The following is an 11,778-nucleotide window of genomic DNA, read 5'->3' on the forward strand; positions in this document are numbered from 1 at the left end:
GGACCAGTGACACGTACCGGTCATTGGTTCACCCGCCACGCAGAACCGCTTTCAGGGCATCGAGAACACTCGCGTCTTCGATCGTCGACGGCACCGGCTCGTCGCGGCCGTCGGCGATGCCGCGCATGGTCTTGCGCAGGATCTTCCCGGACCGCGTCTTCGGCAGCGCGTCCACAATGGACACGTCACGGAACGCGGCGACCGGCCCGATGTCGCGCCGCACCAGGGCGACCAATTCGGCCTTGAGCGTTTCCGCGTCGGCGTCGACGCCCGATTTCAGCACCACGAAACCACGTGGGAGCTGCCCCTTGAGCTGGTCCCGGACGCCGATCACCGCGCATTCGGCGACGGCGGCGTGGGAGGCCAGGACCGCTTCCATCGAACCGGTCGAAAGCCGGTGGCCCGCGACGTTGATGACGTCGTCGGTGCGGCCCATGACGAACAGGTAGCCGTCTTCGTCGACGTAACCGGAGTCACCCGTCAGGTAGTGGCCGTCGTACCGCGAAAGATACGCCTCGCGATACCGCTCGTCGTCCTGCCACAGCGTCGGCAACGATCCCGGCGGAAGCGGCAGCTTGATCGCGATGGCGCCCTCCCGGCCGGCGGGGAGCGGGTCGCCCGCCTGGTCCAGGATCCGCACGTTCCAGCCCGGGACCGGTTTCGTGGCGGACCCGGGTTTGACCGGCATCGGCTCCAGGCCGCGCGGATTCGCCGCGATCGGCCAGCCGGTCTCGGTCTGCCACCAGTGGTCGATCACCGGGACGCCGAGCTTCTCGTGCGCCCAGTGATAGGTCTCCGGATCGAGTCGCTCACCCGCCATGAACAACGTCTGAAACTCGCTGAGCTGGTATTTTTCGATTTCGGTCGCGTCCGGATCGACCTTCTTGATCGCGCGCAACGCCGTCGGGGCGGTGAACAGCGCCTTCACCCCGTGGTCGGCGATGACGCGCCAGAACGCGCCCGCGTCGGGCGTCCCGACAGGCTTGCCCTCGTACATGACACTCGTGGCTCCGATGAGGAGCGGCGCGTAGACGATGTAGGAATGGCCGACGACCCAGCCGACGTCGGAAGCCGTCCACCACACGTCACCGGGCCGGACGTCGTAGATCGCGCTCATCGACCAGGCCAGCGCGACCGCGTGCCCGCCGGTATCGCGTACGACGCCCTTCGGCTTCCCCGTGGTGCCGGAGGTGTACAGGATGTAGAGCGGATCGGTCGCCGCGACCGGCACCGGATCGGCGGGGGAGGCTTTCGCGACCAGCTCGGCCCAGTCCGCGTCGCGCTCACCCAATTCGGCGAGTGAGCGTTCACGCTGCAGCACCACCACCTTGTCCGGCTGATGGACGGTGCCCGCGAGCGCCTCGTCGATGATCGGCTTGTACTCGACGACCCGCGTCGGTTCGATCCCGCACGACGCGGCCACGATGACCTTGGGTTTCGCGTCCTCGATCCGCGCCGCGAGCTCTTTCGGGGCGAACCCGCCGAAGACCACCGAGTGCACCGCGCCGAGCCGGGCGCACGCGAGCATCGCGATCGCGGCCTCGGGGACCATCGGCATGTACACGATGACGCGGTCGCCCTTCCCGACACCGAGAGCGGCGAGCGCGCCCGCGAAGCGCGCGACGTCGTCCAGCAGTTCCGCGTAGGTGAACCGGCGTACCGAATCGGTGACGGGAGAATCCCAGATCAGCGCGGTCTGCTCGCCGCGACCGTCCCGCACGTGCCTGTCGAGCGCGTTGAAAGACGTGTTCAATTCCCCGTCCGGGAACCAGCGGAAGAAGGGCGCCTTCGCCGCGTCGAGGGCCTTCGTCGGCGGCCGGGTCCAGTCGATCGCCCGGGCCGCTTCGAGCCAGAAACCTTCGGGGTCTTCAAGGCTTCGCTGGTACGTCTCGGCGTACATCGAATGCTCCTTCGCGCTCGGGTACCGGACCATCATGGACTTCCGGCCGAGCTCATGCCCGGTGGTAACAGCCGTGACAACCCGGCAACCCCGCGCGGGCATGGAGCGTCCTAAGCTGAACTAGGAAAAAACCGCCGGAAACGGCCTCGACAAGCTAGGGGAGCAGGGTCCATGGGACTAGCGAGCGCGCTGCTGTCGTTCGCGCACAGCCTGTTCGGACCGGGGATCTGGCCCGGGGACTGGGTGTGGGCGACGAGCACCGCGGGAGCGCTGGTCGCGCTGCTGCCCGCGCTGGGAGCGATGGTCGTCGCGATCGTCCGCAAGGGCACCGGCAACCGCTACGACGTGGTGACCCTGTCCGTCTTCGGCGGGATCGGCGTCGTCGCGGTCTTCCTGCTGCCGTGGTTGCTGGCCACCGGTGTTTCGCAGACCTACCAGGAAGCCGCCTCGTCGAAGTCGGGCGGGCAATCCGGCTTCTCCGGCAGTGACCTGGCCGCCTTCAACACCGACTACAGCCCGCTGATCGGTAAGCAGAGCGAGTACCTCGGACGCGGCCAGAACGTGTACGAGGTCCTGTTCTATCCGAGCGGGATGCAGCTGAGTTACATCTTCTATCTGATCCTGCTGGTCGGCCTGCCCGCGCTGTCCCTGCTGTTCGTCATGCTCCAGGCGCGGACAGCGTTCCGCCGCGGCCCGAAGTGGCCTTCGCGGTTCTTCTGGATCCCGTTCGTGCTGATGGTGCTGGCGAGTGTCGGCATGGGCGCGAACACCGCCGTGCACTTCTGGCTCGGCTTCCTGCCGCTCAGCGTGCTGGGCTTGATCCCGGTCGCGCTGGTCGGCCCGCCGCCGTGGTCGGTGATCAACCGGCCGGACCCGCAGCCCCGGCAGAAGATCGAGCCGTACCGCCCGGAGCCGCCCGCCCCGAAGCCGCAGCAGCAGCTGCCGCCCCCGCCGCAGAAGCAGTACCCGGCGACCGCGCTGGCGCAGGCACCCGAACCTCCCGCGCTGGCCGCCGTGCCAGGCCCGGTCCCGGCGCCCCCGGGCTCCCGCAACTCGGGCGGCAGCCGCTACAAGCGTGTCCGGCGGCTCGGCCACGGCGGCTTCGGCACCGTCTGGGAAGCGATCGACACTCAGCTCAACCGCACGGTCGCGCTGAAGATCGCGCACGCGCCGGACCGCGACACCGAAGAGCGCATGCAGCGTGAGGCCAGGGCACTGGCCGTGGTGAACCACCCCAACTGCGTCAAGGTGTACGACCTCGTCGAGGAGCCCGACGGGCTCGCGCTGGTCATGGAGTACCTCGAAGGGCGCTCGCTGGCGGAGATCGTCGACTCGCAGGGCCCGCTCGACGACATCGCCGCCGGACGGCTCTGGTCGACCATGGCGGGCGCGCTCGCCGCGGCGCACGAGAAGGGTGTGCTGCACCGCGACCTGAAGCCGTCGAACATCATCCTCGACCGCAACGGGCTCGCCCACCTGATCGACTTCGGCATCGCCCGCAGCCAGGGCGACTCGAAGATGACCGCGACCGGGATGATGATCGGCACGCCGGACTTCGTCGCCCCCGAGCAGGCGATGGGCTCACAGGCGAGCCCGGCGTCGGACGCGTGGCAGCTCGCGGCGACGGTCAGCTACGCGCTGTCGGGTCAGCCTCCGCGCGGCACCAGGGAGACCCCGATGGCCGCGCTGATGGCCGCCGCCCGCGCCGAACCGGTCTCGAAGCTGCCGAACCGCAGCGCGCACGCCCGGATCCTCATCGCGTCGCTCGACCAGGAGCCGCGCCGTCGCCCGACGCTCACCGCCGTACGGCGCGACGTCGAGGGCTGGCTCGCGCGGGCGGGCAAGTCGCCGGACGGCCCGGTGACCCAGATCGTGCCACGCCGCGGTCCGCAGCAGCCGCAGCCCCACCAGCAGCCGCAGCCCCAGCGTCACCCGCGCTGACCTGCGAAAAGAGAGCAAGGGACCTTTGCTGTCGTTAGTTAGTGCGCTAACGAACGCCAGCAAAGGTCCCTTGCTCTCTCTCAGTCGATGACGACCCAGGTCCCGTCGCGCCACGCCATGGTGAACGTCTTGGGCTCGGCCGCCATCATCGCGATCTGCGGCGAGATCGCGGACGGCGGGACGACGACCTTGTCCGCCCCCTTGCTCTGCACCTTCGCCGGGTCGACGCGGGTGGCCTTCAGCTTCTTGAAGTCGTCCTCCGAGAGCATCCCGAACTGCATCGGGGTGAGGCTCCGGCACTCCTTCATCCCGCCGTCGAACGCGGGCGCGGTGATCCGGCAAACGGTGTCGAGATCCTTTTTGCCCAGCGCGTGGTGATACTCCTCCATCACGCTCGCCGCCCCGGCCGGGCTGTGCGCCGCCGCGCCGCCAGTGGACGGCTTGGTCACCTCGGAGACGGTCGCCGCGGTCGCCGAAGGACGCGAAGAAGCGCTGGGCTGCGTCGAGCTGCTGACCGGTGCTTCCGAGGTGCTCGGAACGGCCGAAGTCTGCGGCGACGCGGTGCCCGGCGTCTGCTCCTCGCAGCCCGCGATCAAGAACAACGCCGTGGCCGCGCAGGCCGCTCCGAGCGGTCGGATCGTCATGATGCCCCCTGTCGAGCTGCTGTTGACCAGGGAAGAGTAACAATCATCGCCCAAGTGTCACACTTGAATCGGGAAATTCAGTGTTCCCCGGTGATCAGCGCCAGCATCGACACCGACAGGATCAGCTGGGCGGACACGCAGGTACGTGGCATCGCTTCCTTCTTCTTGCCGATGAAGTCGACCTGCACGACCTGGCCGTTGCCCAGCTGGACACTCAGGGCACAGGTCTCCTCGGTTTGCTCGAACCTGGCTTTCAGCGTGCCGAACTGGCCGTTCCGCACCTCCGCGCCCGCTTTCGGCGGCACGGCTTCGAGACCGCCGGTGCCATTCGTGTACATTCCGACGGCCTTCGCGTAGGGAACTTCGTGAGTGCAGGTCGGCCCCAGTGGGCCTTCGCCCTTCTGCGCGCCTTCGCGGCCCGCGTTGACCCCGGCGTAGTTCGCGTGGGTGAACTTGACGACCTCGCAGACGTCCAGGTTCTTCAGCGCCTCGGCCGACGGCTCCTGAACAGTGCTCGGCGCCGGTTTGCCTCCGGCGAGCGGAACGAACTTCTTCAGCAGGACCTCGGCGACCTTCTTCGCCAGCTCACAATGCTCGGCGCGAGTGCCCGCTTCGTCGCTGGTGACGTCATAGGCGTCGACAGCGATCGAGGCGTAGGCGCGGACGTCCATGTTCACCGAGCAGAACGTCGCCGGTTCCGGATCGAAGGCATAGGTCCGGCCCTTGATCCCGGCGATCTCCACCGGCTCCATCACCGGCGAATCCTGCGTGATCCAGCCGTACGGGTGATAGGCGTGCACCTGCGCGCCCTTGTTGTTCGGGAACACGAACTGGCAGCCGCTGAGCGAGCTCTTGGTGCTCACGAGACCGAGCGGCTGGAGGTCCGGTTTGACCGACTCCATCCAGTCGCAGCCCTCTTCGCTCTGCTTCACGGGCAGGGCCAGCGGCTGGTCGAGCACCTGATCGCTGAACCCCGACCCATCGGCGGGTGGTTTGTATTGCGGGTACTTCGCATCGCTCGCACCCGGAGCGGAGCCTGCGCGGAAGGCCTTTCCGTCGACGGCGCTGGAGCACCCGGTGAGCAGAACGGCAATGGCCACGAAATACGGCCAACGAGACATGATGACCCCCAGTAGTCCTCAATTCGGACGGGAGTCTAAGTCGCTTTCCGCTGTTTCGCCGGGTCTTGGGTCACTTCCAGGACGGAAGCCACAGTTCGGCGTTCCAATGGTCGTTGGTGATCGCGTTGCCGTTGAGAATCGGCCACAACCACGCGAAGTTGGCCACGACGAGCCCCACGTAGAGGGCGACGACGACCAGGCCGGTGCCGCGCCGTTCGAATCCGCGTTTCGCGCTGCCGAGGATCTGCCCGAGGATCAGCGTCAACCCGAGAGCCAGGAACGGCGCCAGCGGCGTCGCGTAGAAGTAGTACATCTGGCGGTCGAGGTTGGTGAACCAGGGCAGGTAACCGGCGAGGTAGCCGACGAGCACGGCGGCGTAGCGCCAGTCCGCGCGGAAGAACGACCGCCACGCGCTCCAGCCGAGCATCGGCAGGGCGAGCCACCACATCGCCGGTGTGCCGATCAGCATGGTCGCCCGCACGCAGGTCGACTCGCCGCAGCCGGTCGCCTCGGTGCCGCCCGCGTACGCGTAGAGCATCGGCCGCAGCCCCATCGGCCACGTCCACGGCTTCGACTCCCACGGATGCGGTTTGTCTTTGGGCGTCACCAGGTTGGCGTGGAAGTCCAGCACGTTCATCGAGTAATTGCCCAGCGATCGCAACGCGGGCGGCATCCAGGACCAGAAACCGGGATCGATTTCCTTGATCGCGACCAGATTGCGGTCGGTCGCGGTCTCGCTCGCGAACCAGGCCCAGTAGCAGGCGAGGTACACCAGGATCGGGATGACGACGATCGCCCACAGCGCGGGCAGCACGTCGCGGCGCAGCGTGCCGACCCAAGGCCGTTGCACCCCGGCGGCGCGGCGCGCGGCCACGTCGAAGAAGACGGTGAGCAGGCCGAACGCGGCGATGTAGTACAGCGCCGACCACTTGACGCCGAAGGTCAGCCCGATCATCAGACCGCCGGCGAACCGCCACCACCGGAAACCCAGCTTCGGGCCGAACCGGGACTCCTCGATCCAGCCTTCGCGGACGGCCACGGCGAGCCGTTGCCGGACCTGGTCGCGGTCGGCCAGCACGCAGGCGAACGCGGCGAGCACGAACAACGCGATGAAGATGTCGAGCATGCCCATGCGTGACTGCAAGTGCAGGACGCCGTCGCTGATCACCAGGATCCCGGCGACCGCGCCGAGCAGTGTCGACCGGGTGAGCCGCCGGGCGATCCGGATGGTGAGGAACACGATCAGCGTGCCCGCCAGCGCCGGCATGATCCGCCAGCCCCAGGCGTTGTAGCCGAACAGCCACTCGCCGATCGCGATGAGATGCTTCGCCAGAGGCGGGTGCACGATCAGTTCGTAGCCGTAGTTGTCTTCGTAACCGCCGTTGCGCAGCATCTGCCACGCCTGCGGGACGTAGTGCTTCTCGTCGAAGACAGGGGTGCCCTTGTCCGTGGGCGTCCCCAGATTCTGGATCCGGACGATGCCGCCGACCAGCGTCAGCACCAGCGTGACGACCCAGCCGCGCAAGCGGTCGGTCGGCATGCCGCGGCCGAGGAGGGTGGCCTCCCGGTCGTTCGGTGGCCGGAGCGCGTCGACCGGATCCGGCCGCACGCTCTCGTTGTCCCGGGTCAGCAGTGCGGTCACGGGGCATGATCCTACGGGCGGAAGAGTGAACTCGGTGTCCGGATGTGCGAACCGGTTAACCTTCGGGAATGACCGAAGGACGCCTCGTGCTGGCAGCCACCCCGCTCGGAGACGTCCGCGACGCTTCGCCGCGCCTGTCCGAAGCCCTCGCGACAGCCGACGTGATCGCCGCCGAGGACACCCGGCGCCTGCGTTCCCTCACCGCCGCCCTCGACGTTTCGCCGGTCGGGCGCGTCGTCAGTTTCTACGAGGACGTCGAGACGGCCCGCCTGCCGAAACTCCTCGAATCGCTCCGATCCGGCGAAACGGTGGTCCTCGTGACCGACGCGGGGATGCCGAGCGTCTCGGACCCCGGATTCCGCCTGGTGGCGGCCTGTGTCGAGGCGGACGTGCCGGTGACCTGCCTCCCCGGCCCGTCCGCGGTGACCACGGCGCTGGCGCTGTCCGGGCTGCCTTGTGACCGTTTCTGTTTCGAAGGATTCGCCCCGCGCAAACCCGGTGAACGCGCGAAATGGCTCGGTTCGCTGAAGGACGAGCCCCGGACGGCCGTGTTCTTCGAATCTCCGCACCGCCTCGCGAGCACGCTCGCCGATGCCGCCGACGTCCTGGGTGCCGATCGTCGCGCCGCCGTCTGCCGCGAGCTGACCAAAACGTACGAAGAGGTCAAACGCGGGAATCTGCCGGATCTGGCGGCTTGGGCCGCGGAAGGGGTCAAGGGCGAGATCACGGTCGTCCTGGCCGGTGCGCCGCCGCGTTCGGTGAGTGTCGCGGACCTGGTTGCGGAAGTCTCGTCGCGCGTCGAGGCCGGCGAACGCCTCAAGTCGGCCGCCGCCGAAGTCGCCGAGGCCGCGGGGGTCTCGAAAAAGGAGCTTTACGACGCCGTTCTCGCGTCGCGTAAGAGCTAGGACAGCAAGGCCGCCGCGGCCGCGTGTGCCTTCGCGGCATCGGGCTCGGCGCCGGTGATGACGTCGGTGTAGATGAAGGACTCGCCGATCCGCACCAGCAGGTAGGCCAGATCCTCGACCGGCAGGGGTGGTGTGAGCCGTCCGGCCGCGACCTCTTCGTCCAGGAACTCGCGCATCTTCGCGATCGCGCGGCTCTGCACCACGCTGGCCTTCGTCGTCAGGATCCGCAACGCCCGCTCGGGCTCGTTGCGCAGGAACTCCCGGAACGGTTTCGAGTCGTTCACGGTCCGGACGAAGGTGCCGACGAGTTCCGCGATCCCCTCCGCGCCGCGTCCGAGCTTGCCGGATGCCCGCGCCTCGAAGACCTCCACGGTCATCGACCACAGGATCTCGCCGAGCAGCTGATCCCGGCCGCCGACCCAGCGGTGCAGCGTGGCCCTGCTGATCCCGAGCTCACCCGCGAGATCGCCCATGTCCACCCGGCGCCCGTCCAGGAACCAGGAGCGCGCGACCGTGAACGCGCGCAGGGCGTCCGGGCGCGGCGAAGTCAACTGGCGTTCGAGTGCTGTTTCGATGAGTGAAACATATCACGCGACGTCTCACAGATGAGACATATGCAAGAATGTCTTACCTCTCGACGAGGAGGATGCGGATGCGCGCAGTACAGGTGACCGAATTCGGCGGACCCGAGGTGCTCAACCTCGTCGACCTGCCCGATCCCGTTCCCGGACCGGGTCAGCTGCTGGTGGAGGTCGACCGGATCGGCATCAACTACGCCGACACGCACCAGGCCGAGAACTCCTATCTCGCGCCCAGCAAACTCCCGCTCGTGCCCGGCGGCGAGGTCGTCGGCCGCACCGCGGACGGCAAGCGTGTCGTTTCGCTGCTCAACGGCGGTGGCGGCTACGCCGAGCGCGCGGTGGCAGATGGGGTCACCAGCTTCGACGTGCCCGACGGCGTCGACGATCTGACCGCGCTCTCCTTCATCGTCCAGGGCACCACCGCCGCGCTCCTGCTGCGCAAGAGCGCCCACCTCGAACCGGGCGAATCCGTCGTCGTGCACGCGGCGGGGGGCGGGGTCGGCTCCATCGCCGTCCAGCTCGCCAAGGCTTGGGGTGCCGGCCGGGTCATCGCGACCGCCAGCAGCGACGAAAAGCGTGCCCTCGCCCTCGAACTCGGCGCCGACATCGCCATCGATTCGCGCGCCGAGAACATGACCGACGCGCTTCGCGAGGCGAACGGCGGCAAACGCGTCGACATCGTGCTCGACATGACCGGCGGCACCGTCACCGACCAGAGCGTCGTGGCGCTCGCGCCGTTCGGCCGCCTCGCGTTCTACGGCATGGCCAGCCGGAAGTCGCCGAAGCCGATCGAAGCCCGCAACCTTCTCGGGCACAGCACCACCGTGGCCGGGATGTGGCTGCCGCACGCCTTCAAACTCCCCGGAAACGTTTTCGGCCGCACGCTCGACGAGCTTTTCGAACTGGCACTCGCCGGTCAGGTCCGCGCCGTCGCCGGCGGCGAGTACGCGCTTTCCGACGCGCGCGCCGCCCACGAGGCCCTGCGCTCGCGCGGCACGATGGGCAAGCTCCTGCTGGATCCCAGCAAGTAGCTCAGCCGAGGAGGCGCTCCAGCGGAGCGGACTTGTGCAGGCATTCCTGCCATTCCGCTTCGCTGTCGGAGTCGGCGGTGATCCCGCCGCCGACGCCCAGCGCGATCTCGCCATCGTGGATTTCGAAAGTTCTGATCGCGACGTTCAGTTCCAGCCCGGCGATCGGCGACGCGAGGCCGATCGCCCCCGTGTAGACGCCACGTCCCGTGGACTCCAGCTCGGCGATCAGATCCAGCGCCCGGACCTTCGGCGCACCCGTCACCGAACCCGGCGGGAACGTGGCCGCGAGCAGGGCCGCGTCGTCGATCCCGTCGGCGAGTGATCCCTCCACAGTGGACTCCAGGTGCCAGACCCCGGGCGCGGGCCGGACCGCGAGCAGTTCGGGGACACTCACACTGCCGGTGGCGCACACCCGGCCGAGGTCGTTGCGGACGAGGTCGGTGATCATCACGTTCTCGGCGACGTCCTTGGTGGATTCCCGCAGCCGCCGCGCGAGATGATCGTCGGCCGCGTCCCGACGTGGCAGCGTGCCCTTGATCGGGGTCGACCGGACGTGGCGCCCGTGCCGGGAAAGGAAAAGCTCGGGGGAGAACGACACGACCGAGCCCCAGTCGCCGCTGAGGAACGCCGCTCGGCGGGCCCGTAGGCGACGAGCGCCTTCGGCGAAGAGCGCGATCGGATCGCCTTCGAATCCGCCCCTGAAACGAGCGCAGATGTTCGCTTGGAACAGCTCGCCGGCTTCGATCGCGTGCACGCACGCCTTGACCGCATCGTAGTGCTCCGACGGAAGCGGTCGCGACAGCGGGCCGGAACTCCACGTCGCCGCCGCGGGTAGCTCGGCGAGCGCGGATTCCACCGAGGACATTTCGTCGACCGGATCCGGGTCGCCGTCGGCGACCAGGGCTTCGAACCACCACGAACCTTCGGAGTCGAGTCGCAGCACCCGGTCGACCCAGCCCCAGACGGCCGGGGGAAGCGCGCCGGAACGGCCTGATGGATCGGTCAGGTCGTAACTCAGGTAACCGAACCATCCGCCCCCGACGGCGCCGGGCACGGCGTCACGAACGGCAGGCATCCGAGTCGGAATCGCGAAGGCCTCGGTGACGTCGCTGACAGGAGCCAGGGAAGCGCTCAGCGCGATGACCGCGCGCGAAGAAAACCAGTCTCCGCAAAGCGCCGCCGGTGGCGCGAGCCCGAGCGCCTCGGCGCGTACTCCAAGCGCCGTCAGCGCCCGCTCGGGCCCGACGTCCGTCCGCAGCCTCCGGCACATCAACCGCACGCGACATTGTCTCCGCCCGGGTGGGCGGAAAAGCAACCGCGCCCGGCGGAAAGTGAGATCCGCGACCACGCGGTGACATAGTGCACACCCGTCGTCACGGAGCGAGCGCTACAGAAGCACGTCCGAGAGCTTGAACGGATAGACGACGGCGTCTTGGGCGATCGGACCGTCCACACCGGGCAGGCCGGTACCGAAACCGTGCTGGTGCAAGCCCAGCCGCGAGTGGAACCACCCTGGCCGTCCCGGGATTTCGTTGTGCCGGACCAACCACAGCACCACTTCGCTGTCCGCCCACTTGTCCGGGTGCAGGCGGTCCGTCCAGCAGTCGAGCCCCGCATAGATCAGGACGCGTTCGACGCGGGCCGCGTTCCGGACGTGTTTGATCCACGCCTTGATGAACCGGTCGTCGACGCTGGGCGCCTCCACTTCGAGTGCGGGCGCGAGAGAGCCGGGTGCGAAGGCGCCGAGCGCGCTCGCCGTCCGCACGAAATGGTCCGCCTGGTCGTGGACGGCGCCGGGGCGCGCGTAATGCCGTGCGCCGGTGTGAATGCCGACATGCTGCGCACCGGCCAGATTGCGTTCCGCGGCGGCGTCCCGCCAGTTGGTGTTCTCGCTGACCGTGACCGAGGCGAACCGGATGGCGGCGCCACGTACCGCGGCCCAGTCCGTCACCGTCTCACGGTGGGACAGGGTGACGCCGTGCTCACCTTCCGGATCGATCAAACTCACCTGTC

The 11,778-nt window shown here is 68.4% G+C and carries 11 protein-coding genes; 4 read left to right on the forward strand and 7 right to left on the reverse strand.

All coding sequences use genetic code 11. The features are described 5' to 3' along the window. Nucleotides 1–28 precede the first annotated feature (28 nt). Nucleotides 29–1,936, reverse strand: a complete 1,908-nt coding sequence (locus CFP71_RS32665; protein WP_093937798.1) for a propionyl-CoA synthetase — start codon at nucleotides 1,934–1,936, stop codon at nucleotides 29–31. 135 nt (nucleotides 1,937–2,071) lie between these two features. Here CFP71_RS32665 and CFP71_RS32670 point away from each other — a divergent pair, with 135 nt between their 5' ends. Further along, nucleotides 2,072–3,841 carry a serine/threonine-protein kinase gene (locus CFP71_RS32670; RefSeq protein ID WP_093937799.1) on the forward strand — a complete coding sequence of 590 codons (1,770 nt, stop codon included), beginning with the start codon at nucleotides 2,072–2,074 and terminating at the stop codon, nucleotides 3,839–3,841. Between the two features lie 80 nt (nucleotides 3,842–3,921). Here the strand turns inward: CFP71_RS32670 and CFP71_RS32675 are convergent, their stop codons facing one another. Beyond that, nucleotides 3,922–4,290 carry a hypothetical protein gene (locus tag CFP71_RS32675; protein ID WP_244199933.1) on the reverse strand — a complete coding sequence of 123 codons (369 nt, stop codon included), beginning with the start codon at nucleotides 4,288–4,290 and terminating at the stop codon, nucleotides 3,922–3,924. On the opposite strand from CFP71_RS32675, the gene CFP71_RS32680 reads away from it, so the two are divergent. Next, a complete protein-coding gene (locus CFP71_RS32680; RefSeq protein ID WP_093937800.1) occupies nucleotides 4,274–4,525 on the forward strand; it encodes a hypothetical protein in 252 nt (83 codons plus the stop codon). The genes CFP71_RS32675 and CFP71_RS32680 overlap by 17 nt on opposite strands. Before the next feature lie 37 nt (nucleotides 4,526–4,562). On the opposite strand, the gene CFP71_RS32685 is transcribed toward CFP71_RS32680, so the two are convergent. Both CFP71_RS32685 and CFP71_RS32690 read right to left on the reverse strand, forming a co-directional pair. Next, nucleotides 4,563–5,606, reverse strand: a complete 1,044-nt coding sequence (locus CFP71_RS32685; protein ID WP_143267222.1) for a DUF3558 domain-containing protein — start codon at nucleotides 5,604–5,606, stop codon at nucleotides 4,563–4,565. Between the two features lie 70 nt (nucleotides 5,607–5,676). Beyond that, nucleotides 5,677–7,248, reverse strand: coding sequence for a dolichyl-phosphate-mannose--protein mannosyltransferase (locus CFP71_RS32690; protein ID WP_093937802.1), 1,572 nt, complete (start codon nucleotides 7,246–7,248; stop codon nucleotides 5,677–5,679). 68 nt (nucleotides 7,249–7,316) lie between these two features. Here CFP71_RS32690 and rsmI point away from each other — a divergent pair, with 68 nt between their 5' ends. After that, the gene (rsmI, locus tag CFP71_RS32695; protein ID WP_093937803.1) at nucleotides 7,317–8,153 is read left to right on the forward strand and encodes a 16S rRNA (cytidine(1402)-2'-O)-methyltransferase; all 837 of its coding nucleotides are present in this window, start codon (nucleotides 7,317–7,319) and stop codon (nucleotides 8,151–8,153) included. On the opposite strand, the gene CFP71_RS32700 is transcribed toward rsmI, so the two are convergent. Continuing rightward, a complete protein-coding gene (locus CFP71_RS32700; RefSeq protein WP_093937804.1) occupies nucleotides 8,150–8,704 on the reverse strand; it encodes a QsdR family transcriptional regulator in 555 nt (184 codons plus the stop codon). The two genes, rsmI and CFP71_RS32700, sit on opposite strands and share 4 nt — an antisense overlap. Nucleotides 8,705–8,805: 101 nt before the next feature. On the opposite strand from CFP71_RS32700, the gene CFP71_RS32705 reads away from it, so the two are divergent. Next, nucleotides 8,806–9,765, forward strand: coding sequence for a quinone oxidoreductase family protein (locus tag CFP71_RS32705; protein WP_093937805.1), 960 nt, complete (start codon nucleotides 8,806–8,808; stop codon nucleotides 9,763–9,765). A 1-nt stretch (nucleotide 9,766) separates the two neighbouring features. Here CFP71_RS32705 and CFP71_RS32710 read toward each other — a convergent pair whose 3' ends face one another. Both CFP71_RS32710 and CFP71_RS32715 read right to left on the reverse strand, forming a co-directional pair. Beyond that, complete coding sequence (locus CFP71_RS32710) at nucleotides 9,767–11,044, reverse strand: aminodeoxychorismate synthase component I (RefSeq protein ID WP_093937806.1); 1,278 nt, start codon at nucleotides 11,042–11,044, stop codon at nucleotides 9,767–9,769. A gap of 108 nt (nucleotides 11,045–11,152) precedes the next feature. Next, the gene (locus CFP71_RS32715) at nucleotides 11,153–11,767 is read right to left on the reverse strand and encodes a glycoside hydrolase family 25 protein (protein WP_093937902.1); all 615 of its coding nucleotides are present in this window, start codon (nucleotides 11,765–11,767) and stop codon (nucleotides 11,153–11,155) included. Nucleotides 11,768–11,778 lie beyond the last annotated feature (11 nt).

It is taken from the genome of Amycolatopsis thailandensis, assembly GCF_002234405.1.
Taxonomy (GTDB): Bacteria; Actinomycetota; Actinomycetes; order Mycobacteriales; family Pseudonocardiaceae; genus Amycolatopsis; species Amycolatopsis thailandensis.

Coding starts and splice junctions, on each gene's coding strand:
- CFP71_RS32670 (WP_093937799.1), top strand. CDS start 2,072: ATGGGACTAGCGAGCGCGCTGCTGTCGTTCGCGCACAGCCTGTTCGGA.
- CFP71_RS32685 (WP_143267222.1), bottom strand. CDS start 5,606: ATGTCTCGTTGGCCGTATTTCGTGGCCATTGCCGTTCTGCTCACCGGG.
- CFP71_RS32665 (WP_093937798.1), bottom strand. CDS start 1,936: ATGATGGTCCGGTACCCGAGCGCGAAGGAGCATTCGATGTACGCCGAG.
- CFP71_RS32705 (WP_093937805.1), top strand. CDS start 8,806: ATGCGCGCAGTACAGGTGACCGAATTCGGCGGACCCGAGGTGCTCAAC.
- rsmI (WP_093937803.1), top strand. CDS start 7,317: ATGACCGAAGGACGCCTCGTGCTGGCAGCCACCCCGCTCGGAGACGTC.